This is a genomic window from Microbacterium zouquanmingi (genome assembly GCF_052266675.1).
In the GTDB taxonomy this organism is placed as follows: Bacteria; Actinomycetota; Actinomycetes; order Actinomycetales; family Microbacteriaceae; genus Microbacterium.
The window spans coordinates 606,765-625,298 of sequence record NZ_JBQPRA010000003.1 but is presented as its reverse complement, the minus strand read 5'-3'; the positions used below and the strand labels follow the sequence as shown (position 1 = coordinate 625,298).

At 66.3% G+C, this 18,534-nt stretch carries 20 protein-coding genes and 1 pseudogene; 6 read left to right on the top strand and 15 right to left on the bottom strand.

What is annotated here, in order from left to right:
• Positions 1–12 precede the first annotated feature (12 nt).
• Positions 13–624 (bottom strand): NAD(P)-dependent oxidoreductase, encoded by a 612-nt coding sequence (locus tag ACTU6V_RS10435; protein WP_443475549.1) that lies wholly within the window; start codon positions 622–624, stop codon positions 13–15.
• Between the two features lie 133 nt (positions 625–757).
• On the opposite strand from ACTU6V_RS10435, the gene ACTU6V_RS10430 reads away from it, so the two are divergent.
• Together ACTU6V_RS10430 and ACTU6V_RS10425 are read left to right on the top strand one after the other, a co-directional pair.
• A complete protein-coding gene (locus ACTU6V_RS10430) occupies positions 758–1,327 on the top strand; it encodes an alpha/beta fold hydrolase (RefSeq protein ID WP_443467199.1) in 570 nt (189 codons plus the stop codon).
• A 75-nt stretch (positions 1,328–1,402) separates the two neighbouring features.
• On the top strand, positions 1,403–2,524 hold the full coding sequence (locus ACTU6V_RS10425) for a magnesium and cobalt transport protein CorA (protein ID WP_443467198.1): 1,122 nt from the start codon (positions 1,403–1,405) through the stop codon (positions 2,522–2,524).
• 6 nt (positions 2,525–2,530) lie between these two features.
• Here ACTU6V_RS10425 and arfB read toward each other — a convergent pair whose 3' ends face one another.
• The 4 genes from arfB to ACTU6V_RS10405 form a co-directional block, all read right to left on the bottom strand.
• Positions 2,531–2,974 (bottom strand): alternative ribosome rescue aminoacyl-tRNA hydrolase ArfB, encoded by a 444-nt coding sequence (gene arfB / locus ACTU6V_RS10420; protein ID WP_443467197.1) that lies wholly within the window; start codon positions 2,972–2,974, stop codon positions 2,531–2,533.
• A 32-nt stretch (positions 2,975–3,006) separates the two neighbouring features.
• Positions 3,007–3,303, bottom strand: a complete 297-nt coding sequence (locus ACTU6V_RS10415) for a DJ-1/PfpI family protein (protein WP_443475548.1) — start codon at positions 3,301–3,303, stop codon at positions 3,007–3,009.
• 40 nt (positions 3,304–3,343) lie between these two features.
• Entirely contained in the window at positions 3,344–3,514 is a 171-nt protein-coding gene (locus ACTU6V_RS10410; protein WP_443467195.1) for a hypothetical protein, read from the bottom strand.
• A gap of 124 nt (positions 3,515–3,638) precedes the next feature.
• Complete coding sequence (locus ACTU6V_RS10405) at positions 3,639–3,938, bottom strand: Fe-S cluster assembly protein HesB (protein WP_443467194.1); 300 nt, start codon at positions 3,936–3,938, stop codon at positions 3,639–3,641.
• Positions 3,939–4,120: 182 nt separating this feature from the next.
• On the opposite strand from ACTU6V_RS10405, the gene ACTU6V_RS10400 reads away from it, so the two are divergent.
• Entirely contained in the window at positions 4,121–4,684 is a 564-nt protein-coding gene (locus tag ACTU6V_RS10400) for a HEAT repeat domain-containing protein (protein ID WP_443475547.1), read from the top strand.
• 64 nt (positions 4,685–4,748) lie between these two features.
• Positions 4,749–6,413: an ABC-F family ATP-binding cassette domain-containing protein gene (locus tag ACTU6V_RS10395; protein ID WP_443475546.1), complete on the top strand. Its 1,665-nt coding sequence runs from the start codon at positions 4,749–4,751 to the stop codon at positions 6,411–6,413.
• Positions 6,414–6,424: 11 nt separating this feature from the next.
• Here the strand turns inward: ACTU6V_RS10395 and ACTU6V_RS10390 are convergent, their stop codons facing one another.
• The 3 genes and pseudogenes from ACTU6V_RS10390 to ACTU6V_RS10380 form a co-directional block, all read right to left on the bottom strand.
• Positions 6,425–6,781: a GNAT family N-acetyltransferase gene (locus ACTU6V_RS10390; RefSeq protein ID WP_443475574.1), complete on the bottom strand. Its 357-nt coding sequence runs from the start codon at positions 6,779–6,781 to the stop codon at positions 6,425–6,427.
• 105 nt (positions 6,782–6,886) lie between these two features.
• Positions 6,887–7,450, bottom strand: a pseudogene (locus ACTU6V_RS10385) (1-acyl-sn-glycerol-3-phosphate acyltransferase); the annotation flags it as partial.
• The gene (locus ACTU6V_RS10380; protein ID WP_443467191.1) at positions 7,447–7,974 is read right to left on the bottom strand and encodes a DUF6328 family protein; all 528 of its coding nucleotides are present in this window, start codon (positions 7,972–7,974) and stop codon (positions 7,447–7,449) included. The pseudogene ACTU6V_RS10385 and the gene ACTU6V_RS10380, both read right to left, overlap by 4 nt.
• 95 nt (positions 7,975–8,069) lie before the next feature.
• On the opposite strand from ACTU6V_RS10380, the gene ACTU6V_RS10375 reads away from it, so the two are divergent.
• On the top strand, positions 8,070–8,219 hold the full coding sequence (locus ACTU6V_RS10375; RefSeq protein WP_443467190.1) for a hypothetical protein: 150 nt from the start codon (positions 8,070–8,072) through the stop codon (positions 8,217–8,219).
• A gap of 26 nt (positions 8,220–8,245) precedes the next feature.
• On the opposite strand, the gene ACTU6V_RS10370 is transcribed toward ACTU6V_RS10375, so the two are convergent.
• Positions 8,246–9,652, bottom strand: coding sequence for a DHA2 family efflux MFS transporter permease subunit (locus ACTU6V_RS10370; protein ID WP_443467886.1), 1,407 nt, complete (start codon positions 9,650–9,652; stop codon positions 8,246–8,248).
• Between the two features lie 223 nt (positions 9,653–9,875).
• Between ACTU6V_RS10370 and ACTU6V_RS10365 the strand changes: the two genes are divergently transcribed.
• Positions 9,876–11,924, top strand: a complete 2,049-nt coding sequence (locus tag ACTU6V_RS10365) for an ABC transporter ATP-binding protein (RefSeq protein WP_443475573.1) — start codon at positions 9,876–9,878, stop codon at positions 11,922–11,924.
• Between the two features lie 3 nt (positions 11,925–11,927).
• Here the strand turns inward: ACTU6V_RS10365 and ACTU6V_RS10360 are convergent, their stop codons facing one another.
• The 6 genes from ACTU6V_RS10360 to nadA are packed head-to-tail and all read right to left on the bottom strand — an operon-like array spanning position 11,928 to position 18,500.
• Positions 11,928–12,701, bottom strand: coding sequence for an SDR family NAD(P)-dependent oxidoreductase (locus tag ACTU6V_RS10360; protein ID WP_443467189.1), 774 nt, complete (start codon positions 12,699–12,701; stop codon positions 11,928–11,930).
• Positions 12,702–12,726: 25 nt separating this feature from the next.
• Complete coding sequence (locus ACTU6V_RS10355) at positions 12,727–13,668, bottom strand: glycosyltransferase family 2 protein (protein WP_443467188.1); 942 nt, start codon at positions 13,666–13,668, stop codon at positions 12,727–12,729.
• A gap of 30 nt (positions 13,669–13,698) precedes the next feature.
• A complete protein-coding gene (locus ACTU6V_RS10350; protein WP_443467187.1) occupies positions 13,699–14,835 on the bottom strand; it encodes a cysteine desulfurase family protein in 1,137 nt (378 codons plus the stop codon).
• A gap of 1 nt (position 14,836) precedes the next feature.
• A complete protein-coding gene (gene nadC / locus ACTU6V_RS10345) occupies positions 14,837–15,688 on the bottom strand; it encodes a carboxylating nicotinate-nucleotide diphosphorylase (protein ID WP_443475545.1) in 852 nt (283 codons plus the stop codon).
• The gene (nadB, locus tag ACTU6V_RS10340; protein WP_443475544.1) at positions 15,688–17,211 is read right to left on the bottom strand and encodes an L-aspartate oxidase; all 1,524 of its coding nucleotides are present in this window, start codon (positions 17,209–17,211) and stop codon (positions 15,688–15,690) included. Before nadB ends, nadC begins: the two co-directional genes overlap by 1 nt.
• Entirely contained in the window at positions 17,208–18,500 is a 1,293-nt protein-coding gene (gene nadA / locus ACTU6V_RS10335) for a quinolinate synthase NadA (protein ID WP_443475543.1), read from the bottom strand. Before nadA ends, nadB begins: the two co-directional genes overlap by 4 nt.
• Positions 18,501–18,534 lie beyond the last annotated feature (34 nt).

The window sequence follows — 18,534 nt, the reverse complement described above, 5'->3', positions numbered from 1 at the left end:
CCGGCAGCGGTCTCAGCTGCTGATGCCGACGGCAGCGCCGATCAGGGCGTCATCACCGAGCGCTTGCAGCATGTAGGCAGCGAGATCATCGCGGGGGATCGATCCTCCGAGGTGCCCCTTCTCGCCGACCTGGAGCGCGCGCCAGCTGCCGGTCGCTGGCCGATTGGTGAGGCCGGTGGGCCGCACGATGGTCCACTTCGTCGAAGAACGCATCACCGCATCCTCCTGCTCGTTGTGATCTGCCAGGGGAACGGCGAGCACTCCTTTCATCAGCAGGCGCAGCGGTGCGGGCATGAGCGCGCCGGAATCACCAGCACCGAGGGAGGACTGCACGGCAAGGCGGGAGGCACCCGCCTGCTCCATGCCGCTGATGACGGCGCGGGTGACCGAGGTCCTGTGGCGGGAGTTTCCCTTCGCCCCGCCGACGGTGACGACGACAGCATCCGAACCGGAAACGGCATCCCGCACCACGGCGGGGTCGGTCGCGTCACCAGCGATCGCATGAACGCCTTCGGGGGCGGTTCCGCTGCGCGAAAGGGCAGTCACCTCATGACCTGCGCTGGCCGCGAGTGCGGCAAGCCGCGCTCCGGTGCCCTTCGATCCTCCGATGATCGTGATCTTCACGTCGTGCCTCTCTCGTGCATGCCTCTCGTGGGCACGCATCGCTCCAGCGTAGACGAGCTGACACACCCTCTTGGATCTGCGCTCTGCAATTAGACTGACGGACGAAGACCCGTCGCACAGGAGGATCCCACACGTGTCCCAGCTGAACATCTCGGAGCCCGAAGGCCGCGCCGTCCCGTACGTCGTCGAAGGTGAGGGCCCAGTTGCTCTTGTGCTGATCACTGAACGCGCACTGGACTCCGACGGGCTCGGTGTGATCTCGCACTATCTCGCCGAAGAAGCAGGCTTCCGCATCATCCGCATCGGAACGGGTGCGGGCGCGGCCGATGAATCAGCGGACGACCGGGTTGCCGATGTTCTGGCAGTGCTCGACCACCTTGGCCTCGAGGACAGCTGGGTGGGCGGGTACGGGATCGGAGGCACGGCCGCTCGCTCCTTCGCCGCCGCGCACGTCGATCGCGTCAATGGGCTTCTGCTGTTGGGCGTTGAGGATGCCGACATTCCCCTTGCACCGGCGATCCCCGTCCTGCTCGTGCAGGGCACCGCAGATGACGTGACGCCGGCGGCCAACGCCGAGAAGCTGCAGGCGACGGCCCCTGAGCGAGCCAGCATCAAGACGCTCGAAGGGGCCGATCACTTCTTCCCGGTCACGCACCCGATCGAGACGGCCGTCATCATCGAGGAGTATCTCGACTGGGACTGATCACGCCCCGCACAGTCGTGTCTCCCGGCTCGGCTATGGTCGACTCGTAGCGATGATGTGAAGACGGAGGAACCGATGCGGAAGCTGTGGCAGAGCGATCTCGGGATCGGCGGACTCTTTCACCGTCACGCTCGTGACGACACCCCTGAAGAATCCAAGTACGTCACGGGCAAGCTCGTGAGATTCGTCCACAACGGGGTGCCTACTCGCGTCCCCGATGATCTCACGGTCACTGACGCGACCGTCCTCGCGGCGCAGAACAGCGATCAGATGGCGCTGTTCCTGTATTCGCAGCCCACTGGGGCGCAGATCGAAGAACTCGCCGAAGCATGGGCGCTGCATCCGGTGCTGGTCGAGGACCTCCTGAACGCCGGTCAGCGTCCCAAACTCGAACGCTACGGCGACACGCTCTTCCTCGTGGCGAAAGCAGCGCGGTACCTCGACGACAGTGAGGCCGTGGACTTCGGCGAGTTCCACGTTCTGCTGCGCCCGGGAGCGGTCGCGGTGCTCTGTCAGGATTCCCGGTGGTTGCGCCGCCCCGAGCACTCGAAGCACGATGGCCGCGACGCGCGCGAGGTCGATTTCGGAGATCGTGAGCGCGCCATGCTCACCGACCAGAGCCTGCTGAAGATGGGGCCGGTGGCTGTCGTCTACATGCTCCTCGATGCGATCGTCGACGGTTACGGTCCGGTGCTGAGCGGCATCTCCGCAGATAGAGAAGAGATCGAACGCCAGGTCTTCGGCGGCGTCGCGACGGTGGCGGAGCGCATCTACCGACTGAGCCGCGAGGTCGTGGAGATGCAGCAGGCGATCGCGTCGCTGACGGAAGCAGTTGATCTGCTTCGCTCCGAGCCGAGTGGGCACGAGACTTCGCAAGAGTTGCGTACGCGCCTCGATGATGTCGCTGACCGGCTCGTGCAGGCAGACACGAAAGCATCCGGCTTGCGCGATGCTCTTGCGCAGATTCTGAGCGTCAACGCAACCCTGGTCAACCAGCGGCAGAACGAAGACATGAAGCGGATCTCCGGGTGGGCGGCGATCCTCTTCGCCCCTTCGCTGATCGGTGGCGTCTATGGCATGAACTTCGATGAGATGCCCGAGCTGCACTGGGCATTCGGCTACCCGTTCGCCCTTGGACTGATGCTCGCGCTCGCGGCAGTGCTCTATACCGTCTTCAAACGCAGCAAGTGGATCTGACCTCGATCAGTCCTGCTCGCCAGGGCGCCGCCGGCTGCTCTTGGTCTCTGACCGTCGACGCTTCCCCTCGAGCCGCCGTCGCTGCGACCCCTTCGTCGGACGAGTCGACCGGCGGGTGACAGCCGGCATCACCGCTTCGCGGAGAAGCTCAGCGAGGCGCTCCCTCGCCGCGAGTCGGTTCTGCCGTTGGGATCGCTGCTCACTGGCGCTGATCGTGAGGACCGTGCCGGCAAGACGCGAGCTGAGGTAGTCGAGCACGCGCTCTCGCTGTGCGACGTTCAACGCACTGGTCGTTCCGACATCGAGACTCAACTGCACGCGGGAGTCTGTGGTGTTCACACCTTGACCGCCCGGACCAGACGACCGTGAGAACTGCTCGTGGAGTTCATCAGCCGGTACCCGGAGGCCACGGGGCGCTCCGGGTCCGCCGGCGACGTTCAGATCTTCCACGCGACCAGTCTGTCGCACTCAGAGTTCAGCGGTCACGCGTGCTGACCCGCGTGCGGACCCTCAGCGATCTCCTCGACCGTCTTCGCGTTGAAGGCAGGCAGATCATCCGGCGTCCGGCTGGAGACCAGGCCCTCGTCGACGACGACCTCCTCATCCACCGGCTGGGTGTGTCCGTTCTTCCCGGTGACCTTCTGATCGGCGGGGGAGACGAGCTGAGCGCGGGCACCGGCTTCCGTCACCGCACCCGAGGGGCTGGTCAGCTCACTGTCTTCAAATCCGTCGGTGAGTAAAAAAGCCACGTTCTTGCCTTCGAGTTCTGCCATTGTCATCTCCTCGTTTGTGAGTTTCTCGTGGACGGTGCAACAGATCTCAGAAGCGCCGCGGCGGCGGGTTCTGCGAGTCCTTCGGATCGGGGACAGCGGGTTTGCCGGTCTGAACGCCTTCAGGCGTGATCGGTTCGAAACCCTTGCTGTCTTCCCTGGTCTCCTCTACGGGCACCTCAGTGAGTGGTTCTTCTTGCGGGTTCGTCGCATCAGACATGACGTTATCCTTCCCATCGATCTGCTCACTATCGTCTTTGCCGCGATGATCTCCGAGGGGGTTGACGTCACACGCGAAAAAGGGTGGGATGCCGAAGCATCCCACCCTTTCGCACGACTGCTGATCAGAGCGGCTGGGGCAGGATCGTGAAACTCACTGCCCCCTGCTCGTCCACTCCCGCATCGAGGACCTTGTCAGACAGTGCCTCGGCAGCGTTGTCTTCCAGGAAGACTCGGGCCCCAGGGCCCTCGATGACGATATCCGCGGGTTCAGGGGACGGTGCGATCTGAACGGCGAAACGCGCTTCGCCGTTCGGACCCTGCCCTTCCGCGGTCTGGATGCGAAGCCCGGCCTCTGCGCTGGCATCCTCTCGGCCGACGATCGTGGTGACGACGGCATCTGCATTCTCGGTCAGGGTGAGCACAGGGCTCTCCTTCCGTGTTGCGGACATGCTCCGGACAGAACATGTCCGGGCCACGATTCCGCACAGCGCCGGTGTCTTCAAGCTCAGCGGCAGGATTGTGAGGAACCTCTCATGTGCGCATCATCGAGGAGTGCCTCGAAGACTGAAGATCGCTCGTCGCAGGTGCCGCCTATGGTTGAGGTGTGTCCCGTAACTCAGCAGCCGCCGCCCCCGTTCCCGTAAACCTTCCCCTCGAGCGTCGTCTGGCGGCCGCCGTCGAGCGGTACGGCGAATCGGTCGTGATGGCCCGCTCGCTCTCGTTGCTCGCCGGTCATGACGAAGGAGCCGACTTCCTGCTCTTCGTCGGAGGAGAGCACGCCCAGGGCATCCTGGACGGGGCACCTGTGCTCTACTGGCCCGAACTCTGGGGCGCGCGTGCACTTCTGCATGTCTGGGACGAATCCGTCTGGGACGAGACGGCAGAGTCGCTTGTGATCAGCACGCTGAACAACCCCGCCTGGCGGGTGAAGGAGATGGGAGCGAGGCTCGTCGCAGCGCGTGAGCTCGACGCGGCATCCGAACTCGCCGACCTGCTGGGAGAAGAAGTTCCGCGGGTGCGCGCGGCCGCGGCCCGGGCGCTGGGCGCGATCGGCTCCTCAGCGGATATCGACCGCATCGGGGTGCTGCTCAAGGATCCCGAGGTGGAAGTGCGCCGCGCGGCTCAGCAGAGTATCGACAGATTGCGATCACGTTTCCCAAAGGACTGACTGCGGAGTGGGCGGCGAGACGGCGGCGGGCAGGGCTGAGCGGCATTCCTGAGACAATTGACGGATGTCCGTAACCCTCGTCGTCCAGAATCTCGCCGGCGGGTACGGTCACCGCACGCTCTTCGACACTCTCGATCTGACGGTCGCGCCAGGAGATGTCGTCGGAGTCGTGGGAGCGAATGGCGCCGGCAAGTCGACGCTGCTTCGCCTCCTCGCCGGCGTCGATGAGCCACAGCGTGGAACAGTCACGCTGTCGCCGTCCGACGCTTTCGTCGGCTGGTTGCCGCAGGAGCATGAGCGCGTTCCCGGTGAGACGGTGTCCGGCTACATCGCTCGCCGGACCGGGTGCGCGCAAGCCACGCGGGAGATGAACGCCACAGCCGAGGCGCTCGGCGACCCGTCTCTCGCACCCGCGGGCGTGGATCCCTCAGACGCGTATTCGATCGCCCTGGATCGCTGGCTCGCCAGTGGTGCCGCCGATCTGGACGAGCGCGTACCGCCGGTGCTGGCCGACCTCGGCTTGACATCGCCCGGTACGGGCTTCGAGGAGGTCCCCATGACCTCGCTCTCCGGAGGCCAGGCTGCTCGTGTCGGTCTGGCCGCACTGCTGCTCTCGCGTTTCGACATCGTGTTGCTCGATGAGCCGACGAACGATCTGGACCTCGACGGCCTCGAGCGGCTCGAGACGTTCGTCCGTGGCCTGCGCGGGGGAGTGGTTCTCGTGAGCCATGACCGGGAGTTCCTCGCTCGCTGTGTGACACGCGTGCTCGAACTCGACCTCGCCCAGAACTCCAATCGCGTGTACGGCGGCGGCTACGAATCGTATCTCGAGGAACGCGCGACGCTTCGCCATCATGCGAGAGAGAAGTATGACGAGTTCGCCGGAAAGAAGGCCGACCTCGTCTCGCGCGCCCGCGTTCAGCGCGAATGGTCGAGCCAGGGTGTGCGAAACGCGATGAAGAAGTCACCCGACAATGACAAGATCCGTCGCCAAGCCTCCACGGAGTCCAGCGAGAAGCAGGCGCAGAAGGTGCGCCAGATGGAGAGTCGCATCGCCCGACTCGACGAGGTCGAGGAGCCGCGCAAGGAATGGCAGCTCGAATTCACGATCGGGTCGGCGCCTCGCTCGAGCTCTGTGGTATCGACGCTCAGCAGTGCTGTCTTCAGGCAGGGCTCGTTCACGCTGGGGCCGGTGTCGCTGCAGGTGAACGGGGGAGATCGGATCGGGATCACCGGACCCAATGGGGCAGGGAAGTCGACACTGCTGCGCGCCCTGCTCGGCCAGCAGACGCCTGACGAGGGGGCCTCCAGCGTCGGCACGAGCGTGCAGATCGGCGAGATCGACCAGGCGCGCTCTCTGCTCTCCGGTGAACGGCCGCTCGCGGACACCGTGGAAGCCCGCGTTCCGCAGCTGACCTCGGGCGAGGTGCGCACCCTGCTGGCCAAGTTCGGGCTGAAAGCAAATCATGTGAGCCGACGGGTGGACGAACTGTCTCCGGGGGAGCGGACCCGCGCCGGTCTTGCACTGCTGCAGGCCCGTGGCGTCAATCTGCTCGTGCTCGATGAGCCGACCAACCACCTGGATCTTCCCGCGATCGAGCAACTCGAAGAGGCCCTCGAATCCTACGAGGGCACGCTGCTGCTGGTGACCCATGACCGGCGGATGCTGGACACCGTGCGCACCGACCGGCGCTGGGGCGTCGACGCTGGCCGCGTCACGGAGGCGTGAGTACTACCGTCTTATGTGCGCAGGTTCTTGCGCAGGAAAACCTGCTCGGTGCCGTCGTCCTGGGCCACCCTGCGCGCCTCGACGTAGCCGCATGATTCGTAGAGGCGGATGTTCGCTTCGCTGAGGCTACCGGTGAACAGCTCCGATTCGCTCGCAGTGCTGCCGTTCTCCGCAGCCTTCAGCAGCGCGCGTCCGACGCCTTCGCCCTGCATATCGGGCGCGATGGCGATTCGACCGATCAGCAAGACCTCGTCGTCCTGAACGGCACGGATCGCGCCGATGAGACGCCCGTCAGCTGTGGCGACCCAACCGGCGTTCTCAGAGATCTCCGCACGCAATTGCTCGAGGGTCTGGGTCAACGGAGGCATGTCGGCACTGCCGTAGATGAGCGCTTCGGAGACGAAGGCGGCCCGCTGGATCGTGAGGATCTCGCCCGCGTCATCCTTCGTGATGCGACGCAGCTCGATGCGCGGTCCCTCTTCTCGCAGCCGTGGCTCGCGGCGCCGTTCCGGGTGAAAGCCGGCTTTGTCGGCGTAGAATTCCCGGACGCGACTCATATCCGCTGCGATGTCGCCCGTGGTCTCGACGGTCACTCCGAGTCCGGTTGTCATGGTGGTTCGATCGACGTAGCCCAGGGTCAACGGCATCCCGGTCTCCTGCGCGATGCGGTAAAAACCGGACTTCCAGTACGCCGTGTTGCTTCGCGTTCCATCCGGCGTCACCACGAGACCGAATACCTCGCCCTCGCGGATCAGCGCGACGACATCGGAGACGACCCGGCTCGGATTCGCGCGATCCACGGGGATGCCACCGAGCGCGCGCATCAGCGAGCCGCGCCAGCCGGCGAACAGACTCGCTTTGCCCAGCCACCTGAAGTCGATTCCCAGCCGCCAGGCAATGGCGAGCATGAGCACGAAGTCCCAGTTCGAGGTGTGCGGAGCGCCGATCAGCACGGTGGGATTGGTGGGCGCCGGTTCGCTGACCAGCTTCCATCGGCTGAGTGCCCAGAAGGCCCGCGCGAGGAGACGTCGAATCATGTCTCAACCGTATGCGCGCGAGCGTCCCGTTCTGCACCACGTGACACCAGCAGCGGCAGCACCAGCCACAAGCTGACGACGATGATCGATCCCAGGATGAGCACGACAACGGCGAATGTGCGATCCAGCGTGAAATCGACGATCAGTACGGTCACGCCGACGCTGAGGATGCCGACGACGACAAGGTCTGCCTTGACCAGGCGGGCCGCCATCCGCACGAGCTCGGGCTTCTGCCTCCGACCGAACAGAGACCGATGCATGCCGACGGGGGCGAGCGCGAGGATCGTCGCGAGTGCGGCAAGACCGACGAGCACCAGATACAGCCCCACCTGCAGCGGATCGAGCTCGGTGAAGCGCGGCTGGAACGCCACCGCCAGCAGAAAACCGGACAGCACCTGGGTGCCGGTCTGCATGACGCGCAGCTCTTGCATGAGCTCTTCCCAGTTGCGGTCAGCCCGCTCATTCGCTGTCTCGTCGCGTCCGTCTTCACTCAGCGCGTCGCCGAGGGAGCCCTCTTGATCCATGGCTCAAGTGTTCGGCGTGCGCGCGCTCGTGTCCAGCCCCTTGACCTCATCGCGCTCGATGTGCCGCCGTACGGATACCGGCGTAGCATGGAGCCATGACCGATTCCCGGACGACGGATGCCGCGCAGACTGGCGCTGTGCAGGAGACGCAACCGCTGATGGCTCCCGCAGGACTCAACCTGCTGGGCGATGAGAGCGCAGGGGGCTGCTGCGGCGGCGGATCCTGCGCGATGCCGGGCGAGTAAGTCCCACCCGGCACCGACGCTGGCGGTCAGTTTCCCCCGGCGAACTCGGAGTCGATGTCGTCTGCGGGCTTGCGGACGAACGCGCTCAGCGCGACAGCGCCCAGCGAGACGATCGCCGCGATGAGGAACGCCATGCGCGCTCCGGGCGCACCTGCGGCGGCTGTCTCAAGTCCCTGCTGCTCGCCCGTGTGCAGGATCGATGAGTAGATGACGGTCAGCAGAGCGACACCCGCGGCGCCGGCCACCTGCTGAATCGTGTTCAGCGCGGCGGATCCGTGCGAGTACAGGTGGCGACGCAGCGATCCGAGCGACGCGGAGAACAACGGCGTGAACGACATGGCCAATCCCACCGAGATCACCGTCTGCGCGATCACCAGCAGCCACCACGCGGTGTGCTCGCCGATCGTGGCGTAGAAGAACAGCGCGGCCGACACCATGATCGTTCCGGGCACGAGCAGTGTGCGCGTACCGCGGGCGTCGTAGACGCGGCCCATCACCGGCCCGAGCAGACCCATCAGCACGGAACCGGGCAGCAGGATCAGGCCGGACTGCAGCGCGTCGAGCCCTGCGACGTTCTGCAGGTACTGCGGAAGAAGAACAAGAGTGCCGAACATCGACAGTGCGAGGATCGCCATCACGATGACGGAGATCGTGTAGTTACGGCTGAGGAAGACTCGCAGGTCGAGCAGAGCGTCATCCACCCGTTGCAGCACGAGCTGGCGCCAGACGAACAGCGCGAGAGAGATGATGCCCACCACAAGTGAGACGATGCCGATGACTTCGCCCGTCGAGCCCTCTCCGCCGAACTGGCTGAGCCCGTAGACGAAGCCGCCGAAGCCGAAGACCGACAGCACGATAGAGAGGATGTCGATCGGAGCATCCTTGGTCTCACCGAGGTTCGTCATCCACTTCGCACCCATCGCGAGCGCGATGAGGGCGATCGGAAGCACGATGACGAAAAGCGCGCGCCAGCTGAACGCGTCGAGCACGGCACCCGCGAGCGTCGGTCCGATCGCGGGAGCGAGCGAGATCACCAGGCCGACGCGGCCCATCATCCGGCCGCGGGACTGGGGCGGCACCACGTTCATCATGGTCGTCATCAGCAGCGGCATCATGATTCCGGTACCGGCGGCCTGGATGATGCGTCCGACCAGCAGGATCTCGAAACCGGGCGCGAGCATGCAGACCAGCGTGCCGAGGGCGAACGCGCTCATCGCAGCGATGAAGATCTGCCTGGTGGTGAAGCGCTGGAGGAGGAAACCGGTGGTGGGGATGACGATGGCCATCGTGAGCATGAACGCGCTCGTGAGCCACTGACCCAGCTCCGGCGGGATGCCGAGATCGGCGTTCAGCTGGGGAATTGCAATGCCCATCGTCGTCTCGTTGAGAATCGCGACGAAGGCGGCGACCAGCAGCAGCCAGATCACCCTCATGTCGGATGCGGCGATCAGCGGTTCCTTCTTCGCGGTGGGAACAGTACCAGTGGGTGTGGTGGCCAAAGCGTCTCCTCAGCGACAGGGGGGGGTGGCGGAAGGCCAGAGAAGGAGCCGTCAGATCCGGCATCCGCTCGTGCGCGACATTCCAGGATAACCCTGCATGCCGCGCTCTCATTCCCCGCTCGCGGGATTTTCTGCCGATTAGGCTGAGCGCATGAGCATGGGTGGCGGACGAGGTGGGGGCGCGGGATTCCGCGGTGTCGATGCCGCGGCCCAGAAGAAGCTGAATGCGCAGGCCCCGAAGATCGATGGTCTCGGCAAGCGGGTGGTCGGACTGTTCCGTCCGTATCTCGCTCGTATCGTCATCACCGGCGCACTCGTCATCGTCGGGGCGGCGATCGCCGTCATTCCTCCGCTGATCGTGCAGCGCATCTTCGACGACGCGCTCTTTCCCGTCGACGGTGGTGGCCCGCAGATCGGGCTTCTCATCCGGCTCGTACTCACCATGGTCGGGCTGTTCCTCTTCTCAGCCGGGCTCGGTGTCGCCCAGACCTGGCTCACCTCGACGGTCGGAAACAGTGTGACGGGCGATCTGCGTGTTCGGCTGTTCGAGCACCTGCAAGCGATGGAGCTCGGGTTCTTCACGCGTACCAAGACCGGTGTCATCCAGTCCCGGCTGCAGAACGATGTCGGCGGGGTCTCGGGTGTTCTGACGAACACCGTCACCAGCATTCTCGGCAACGTGGTCACGGTGATCGCGTCGCTCGTCGCGATGATCCTCATCGACTGGCGGCTGACGATCATCGCCGTGGTGCTGATGCCGTTCCTCGTCATCGTGCAGCGCCGGGTCGGGCAAGTGCGCGCACGGATCGCGGGGGAGACGCAGGAATCCCTGTCGGAGCTCACCTCGATCACGCAGGAGACGCTGAGCGTGTCGGGGATGCTGCTGTCCAAATCGTTCAACAGGCAGCAGGCCGAGTCGGATCGATACCAGGCAGAGAACCGCAATCAGGTGACTCTGCAGGTTCGCCGCGCGATGAGCGGCCAGGGCTTCTTCGCGGTGGTGCAGGTGCTGATGGCATCCGTCCCGGCCGTGATCTATCTGGTCGCGGGGTATCTGATCGCCGGGGGCGAAGGCGCGATCACAGCCGGCACCGTCGTCGCATTCACGACTGTGCAGGCACGACTGCTTCAGCCGCTGATGGGGCTCATGCGAGTCTCGCTCGACCTGCAGACATCGCAGGCGTTGTTCGCGCGCATCTTCGAGTATCTCGACCTGGTGCCAGAGATCGAAGATGCCCCGAATGCGATCCCGGCGTCGCAGGCACCGGGTCCAAGGGGACAGATCGAGTTCCGTGATGTCGTCTTCCGATACCCGGATGCCGCGCCGGACACCCGCCCGACTCTGCAGGGAATCTCGTTCACCGTGAGCCCTGGGCAGCACGTCGCGTTCGTCGGCCCGTCGGGTGCGGGCAAGACCACCGTGCTGTATCTCGCCCCAAGGCTCTACGAAGCTCACGGCGGCGCGGTCCTCTTCGCGGGCGCTGATGTGCGCACGCTGACGCAGGGCTCGATCATCGACGATGTCGGGATCGTGTCACAGGAGACGTACCTCTTCCACGCCACGATTCGCGAGAACCTGATGTACGCGAAGCCGGATGCTTCGGAGGCGGAGATGGTCGCGGCATGCCAGGCAGCGAATATCCATCACATCATCACCGGCTTCGAGAACGGTTACGACACCGTTGTCGGAGAACGCGGCTACCGGCTCTCCGGAGGCGAGAAGCAGCGTATCGCCATTGCGCGGGTGCTGTTGAAGGATCCGCCGGTGCTGCTGCTCGATGAGGCGACTTCGGCCCTGGACACGGTCTCCGAGCGGGTGGTACAGGAAGCCATCGATAAGGCGGCGAGAGGCCGGACCGTGCTCTCGATCGCGCACCGGCTGTCGACGGTGATGGGGGCAGACATCATCCACGTGGTCGAGGCCGGGCAGATCGTCGAGTCGGGGACGCACGCAGAGTTGCTCGCCGCCGGCGGCCTGTATGCAGAGCTCGCCGCGCAGCAGGTGGCAGCGTCTCAGATCCTCGACACGGAGAAGAAGATCGAGCAGTCGGTCAGCGGCGGGTTGATGGCGGCCTTCGCCGACCGCCGGGCCGACCGCGCACCTCAGGGCTCGGTAGCGGAGGATGCCGTGGATGCTCTCACCGCGCCGGTGCCGCTGCTGGATGGTCAGGGCGTCGACCAGCGGGTATACCCGGCTGAAGGCTGAGCCTCAGTGCGACGACATTCCACCGTCGACGAACAGCGACTGGCCGGTCACATAGGCTGAGCCGGCGCCGGCGAGGAATACCGCGGCGCCGGCGAAATCATCGGGACGACCGTTGCGACCGATCATCGTGCGTGCGGCGAGTTCGGCGATCTTCTCCGGATCCTCCTGCAGGCGAGCGTTCAGCGGGGTGAGGACGAAGCCTGGGACAAGAGTGTTGCTGGTGACGCCGCGGCCGCCCCACGCCTCAGCTTCTGAGCGCATCAACGACTCTACGGCGCCCTTGGAGGCGCCGTAGATGCCGCTGCCGACGAACGCGCGGTGCGCCTGTTGCGAGCTGATGTGGATCAGCCGGCCGTAGCCGCGTTCGGCCATGCCGATTCCGTAGCGCTGGCCGAGCAGGAACGGCGCCAGCGCATTGACGGTCATCGTCGCATCCCAGTCCTCTTCGGTGATCTCGGCGTAGGGAGGGCGAATGTTGATGCCGGCCGAGTTCACGAGGATGTCGGGTTCGCCGAATGGCTCTGACGCGGCTTCGGCGACCGCGCGGATCCCGTCGCGGGTGCTGAGGTCTCCGATGACGCCTGCGACGCGGCATCCGCCCTCTGTCAGCTCGGCGACGGTCTCGTCAACGCGATCCTTTCCTCGGGCGACGATGACAGTTGCCGCGCCCGCGCGGGCGAGCGCCGTGGCGATGCCGCGTCCGATGCCGGAGCTGCCGCCGGTGACGATCGCGGTGCGGCCGTCGAGGGAGAAGAGGGAATCGAGGTACGTGCTCACAGGATCTCCACGAGAAGGATGCGCGTCACCACGAGAGGGCCGCAGCCAGATCAGGGTCGGGATGGACGTCGGCGAACTCGGGGAGCGCCCGAAGATCGTCAAGGAATGCTGCGACCTCGGCGGCGTATGCGGGGTCTGAGTGCCTGGCCGCGATCTCTTCGAGTGGAGCCATATCCATCGCGAGGATGAGATCGATCCGCGCGGTCACCGCCGCATGCGCACCGGCATCTCTCAGCACCTGGATGCCGCCGCGCAGAGCTGCGAGATAGTCGCGCAGCACGGGAAGCTGTGACTTGCTCTGCGTGATGGAGGAGCCGTCAGCGCGCAAGCGCCAGTGCACGATGACGTCGGGGATGACGTCGAAGGCCGATGCGCGGGTGTACATCCGCTGTGCGACGATCTGGTCTTCGTAGGCGACGCCCTCGGGGAAGCGCTCGCCCTTCCAGAAGGCGGTGCGGCTCAACTTCGACCAGGCGACGATATTCGCGGATGCCGCCGGATGCTCGAAGATGTTCGTGCGCAATCGCTCGGGATCTGTAGCGGCCGTCGTCCACGGCTGCACGCGCCCTGTCGTATAGCCATCACCCTGTGGGCGCAGGCGCACATAGGCGCCGGCGACGAAGTCGCTGCCCGTCGCGGTGATCGTGCCGATCAGGCGTTCGAGCGCGTTCGGAGTGAGCTCGTCGTCGCCGTCGAGAAAACCGAGGAACTCCGTATCGACCTGGGCGAGCCCGGCATTGCGGGCCGCTCCGAGACCGCGGGCGTATTCGTGAGCGAGGACGGTGAAGCGCGGATCGTCTGCGGCGGCGGCGCGAAAGATGTCGCCAGTGCCGTCGACGGATCCGTCATCGACGAGGATCGCCCGCCAGCGAGGCTCGGTCTGCGCGCGCAACGAGGCGATGGCCGCGGGCGCGAAGGACTCGATGTCGCGGCCGGGGACGATGAGCGTGACGATCGGGTCTGACACGCACAAGAGTCTAGGGGGCAGAGGCTCTTGTCAGCCCGAGACAGCGGCGACAGCATCCGCCACCAGAGCGGCGAGGCGCTCTGGGGCATCTCCCGGCAGCGGTTCGCGACCGAAGGTGAAACGGACCGAGGTCTGGGCGATCTCGGGGGCGATGCCGCACGCGAGCAGCACGTGCGACGGTTCGTCACTGCCGGCCGCACATGCCGAACCGCTCGATGAGATCACTCCGCGCCGCTCGAGCTCGAGCAGTACGCTCTCGCCACTGACGCCCGCGAGGGTGAAGCTCGCGACGCCCGGCAATCTGCTCGCCGGGTCGCCGGTCAGTGCCGCGTGCGGCAGTAGTTCCAGGACTCTCGTGATGAACCGCGCGGTCAACGCACCCACTTGCTCCGCACGTGAGGAACGCTCGGCTTCAGCGAGCTCGAGGGCTGTCGCGAGCCCGACGGCCCCCGCAACGTTCGCCGTCCCTGAACGGCGCCCGCGTTCCTGTCCGCCGCCGTGCAGTAGGGGCTCGAGCGGCACTCGGCCGCGCACCGCGAGCGCCCCGATGCCCTTGGGGGCGCCGAGCTTGTGACCGGCGATCGACACGGCATCCGCACCGAGGCCGGCGAGGGGGAGCCACCCGGCGGACTGCACCGCATCCAGGTGCAGCGGCACGCGAGCCTCCTTCGCGACCTGCGCGAGGGATACGGCATCCTGCACCGTGCCGATCTCATTGTTTGCGTGCCCGAGCGAGACGAGCGTGGTGTCATCGTGCAGCGCGGCCGCGAGAGCCGCCGGCGAAACGCGTCCGGCCTCGTCAACCGGCAGATGCGTCACTGTCACACCGTGGAACCTCTCGAGGAAGGCTGCGGATTCGAGGATCGACTCGTGCTCGATCGGCGTCGTGACCAGGTGGTGCCGCCCGTTCGCCAGTGCGGCCAGCACGATGCCCTTCACCGCGAGGTTGTTGGCCTCGGTTCCTCCTGCGGTGAAGATGACGTCGCCCGTGCGCATCCCGAGCACTCGCGCGACGCGTGACCTGGCATCCTCGAGCGCGCTCGCGGCGGCCTCGCCGACGGTGTGGTGACTCGAAGGGTTGCCGAAGATGCGGGTGAGATACGGATGCATCGCTTCGAGCACCTCCGGACGCACCGGGGATGTCGCCGCGTGATCGAGATAGAGCACGTCAGGCGATCCGTACGTCGAGCCCCAGATCCAACGCGCGCGCGGAGTGGGTGAGCGCGCCGACCGAGATCACGTCGACGCCGGTGTCGGCGATGGCGCGCACGGTGTCGAGGTTCACCCCGCCCGATGCTTCGGCCGTTGCCCGGTCGCCGATCTGCGAGACCGCCGCCCGCAGATCCTCGAGCGAGAAGTTATCGAGTAACACGGTGTGCGCCCCGCCCGCGAGCACTGTCTCGACCTGGTCCAGGCGGTCGACCTCGATCACCACGTGTGTGGTGTGCGACAGCTTCGACAGGGCCTCGCGCAGGGCAGGGGCGAGAGCCGCACCCGATGACTGCAGCACGGCGAGATGGTTGTCCTTGGCCATGACCGCATCAGACAGCGAGAAGCGGTGGTTGTTTCCGCCGCCAGAGGCGACCGCATGCCGCTCGAATGCACGCAGCCCCGGCGTGGTCTTGCGAGTGTCGACGATGCGCGCGCCGGTGCCGTCGACAGCGCGCACATACTGTGCGGTCAGGGTCGCGATGCCGCTTATGCGCTGGGTGAAGTTGAGCGCGACGCGCTCGGCGGTGAGGATGCTGCGCGCAGAACCCGACACGGTCGCGAGCACATCTCCCGGTGCGAACTCGTCGCCGTCGCCGACGTGCAGGTCCACGGTGAGCGAGGGATCGGTGAGAGTGAACGCGGCAGAGAAGACGTCGCCGCCGCTGAAGACCCCGGCCTCGCGGGCCACGAGGTCAGCGGTTGCGGTGGCCTCGGCCGGCAGCAGCGCGGTGCTGGTGAGATCGCCCCACGGAGCGTCCTCTTCGAGGGCTGCTCCTACGACGCGGGTGAGGGTGGCGGTGGTGAGCATCAGGCTCCGATCAGGGCGGGTTCGTGGTCGACGTGGTGCGCACCGACAGATTCCGTTCGCGCGAGGGCAGCGGATGCCGTGGCTTCTGCAACGAGCAGCAGATCGGCATCCTCGTGCTCGGAGCGTGAGACAGGGGTCGCCGCTGCCACGCGCCAGCTGCGGATCGTCTCGAGCGCTTCAGCGAGACCTTCGTGCGTCCGTAGCAGTCCGACGCGATCCCACATCAGCTGCTGCAGCGCAGCACGCGAGAATGGCCCACCGTTCAGGTCGCGATTTCTGCCGTTTTCAGCATCCGGTACCGGCACAATTCGCGAACTGAACGAGGGGGGCGACAACGTGGGGCGCGACGTCTGGCTTGCGGCCGACAGATGACGCCCGAGCGCTGCGGCAGCGCGGGCGGCGAAGACCGCGCCCTCGAGCAGGCTGTTCGAGGCGAGGCGGTTCGCGCCGTGCACCCCGGTGCGGGCGACCTCGCCGACGGCGAAGAGCCCGGGGAGCGAGGTCCGCCCGTCGATATCGGTCACCACTCCGCCCATCAGATAGTGTGCGGCGGGGGTCACCGGGAGCGGTTCGCGGCTCCAGTCGAGTCCGCGCTCGCGCGTGACCCGATCGATCGTCGGGAAGCGCTCCGCGAGACGGGCGGCGCCGATCATCGTGGCGTCCAGTCGCACCGGCGAACCCTGCGCTGCGGCCTGACGGGCGACGGCGCGAGCGACGACGTCGCGGGGTGCGAGCTCTCCGTCGGGGTGAGAATCGAACGTGAACCGGCGTCCGCGCTCGTCGATGAGCACAGCACCTTCGCCGCGCACAGCCTCCGAGATGAGGAACGGCGCTCCCGCATCGAGCACGGTCGGATGGAACTGCATGAACTCGAGATCCGTGACGGCAGCGCCTGCGCGGATCGCCGCGGCGATTCCTCCGCCTGTGGCGCCTCGGGGGTTCGTCGTGTGCGCATAGAGGCCTCCGGCGCCGCCGGTCGCGAGAATCACGGCATCCGCATACATGTCGATCCGGGCTGTGCGAAGGATCCGGATGCCGCGCACGACACCATCGGCGACGATGAGATCGACCAGCAAGGCGTGCTCGACCACTTCGATGTCGGCGGCTTCCACCTGGGCGACGAGTGCACGTGAGATCGCCGCCCCCGTCGCATCGCCACCGGCGTGCACGATACGCGCGTGAGCGTGGGCGGCTTCGCGGCCGAGCAGCAGCATCCCGTCAGTACCGCGATCGAACGCGACGCCGCGAGCGATGAGCTCTGCGATGCGCGCGGATCCTTCGCTCACGAGCACATCGACGGCAGCGGGGTCAGCGAGCCCTCCGCCCGCGGTGAGCGTGTCGGCCGCGTGCACCGCGGGCGAGTCGTTAGGGCCGTACGCGCCGGCAACGCCCCCCTGGGCGAGTGGGGTGCACCCACCCCCGAGGGCGTCGTCCGTGACGAGGGTGACGCGGTGCCCGGCATCGGCGGCGTGGAGAGCCGCGGTGATCCCCGCGATACCGGAGCCCGCGACGATCACGTTCATGCGCGAGGCTTTGCGGCCAGCATCCGCTCGAGAGCCACGCGCGCCGGATCGGCAACGTCGGACGCCACCGAGATCTGGTTGACGACGCGGCCCGCGACCAGCTCTTCGAGCACCCAGGCGAGGTAGCCGGGGTGGATGCGGTACATCGTCGAGCAGGGGCAGACGACCGGGTCGAGGCAGAAGATCTCGTGCTGCGAAAACTGTGCGGCCAGGCGCCGTACGAGGTTGATCTCGGTGCCGATTGCGAAGGTTGTGGGTTCGGTCGCTCCAGCGATCGCCCGGCGGATGTAGTCGGTCGATCCCGCTTCGTCGGCGGCATCCACGACCTCCATCGGGCACTCGGGATGCACGATCACGCGTACGTCGGGATGCTCGGCGCGGGCCTGATCGATCTGGGCGACCGTGAACCGGCGGTGCACGGAGCAGAAGCCGTGCCAGAGGATCACGCGCGAGTCGACCAGCTGCGCGGCGGACGAACCGCCGAGCGGCTGGTGCGGGTTCCATAACGGCATCTGCTCGAGCGGCACGCCCATGGCTTTTGCGGTGTTGCGGCCGAGGTGCTGATCGGGGAAGAACAGCACGCGTCGACCGCGCTCGAAAGCCCACTCCAGCACCGTCTCGGCGTTCGAGGAGGTGCAGACGATGCCGCCGTGACGCCCGACGAAGCCCTTGATCGCCGCGGAGGAGTTCATGTAGGTCACCGGGATCACCGGCATGCGGCCGTCGGCACCTGCCTGATCGAGCGGGCCGAGAGCGTCTTCGAGCTGCTCCCAGCATTCCTCGACCTGGTCGATGTCGGCCATGTCGGCCATCGAGCAGCCGGCCGCGAGATTCGGCAGGATCACGGCCTGATCGGGGGTCGAGAGCAGATCGGCCGTTTCGGCCATGAAGTGCACGCCGCAGAACACGATTGCCTCAGCGTTCGGATGCTCGAGCGCAGCGTTCGCGAGCTGGAACGAGTCGCCCACGTAGTCGGCGTGCTGCACGACCTCTTCACGCTGGTAGAAGTGTCCGAGCACGACGGCGCGGTCGCCGAGCGTGGCCTTCGCGACACGGATGCGCTGATCGAGTGCGGCATCGCTCGCCTCGCGGTACTCGGCAGGAAGTTCGCCCTGCCTGGGTGCTCCCGTCGGAATGACATCACCCATCGAGGAGCCGGGGCCGTAGCCGGGGACGCTGTCGAAGGTCCAGGGGGATGCTGCGAGATCGCTGCTGCACGACTCGGCCGGTGCTGACTGGATCAGGTGATCAACCGAGGGATCGATCCGGTGAGTAGCGAGTGTGGACATCAGGCTCCGCCTTAGGGTCACTTCGACACTTACT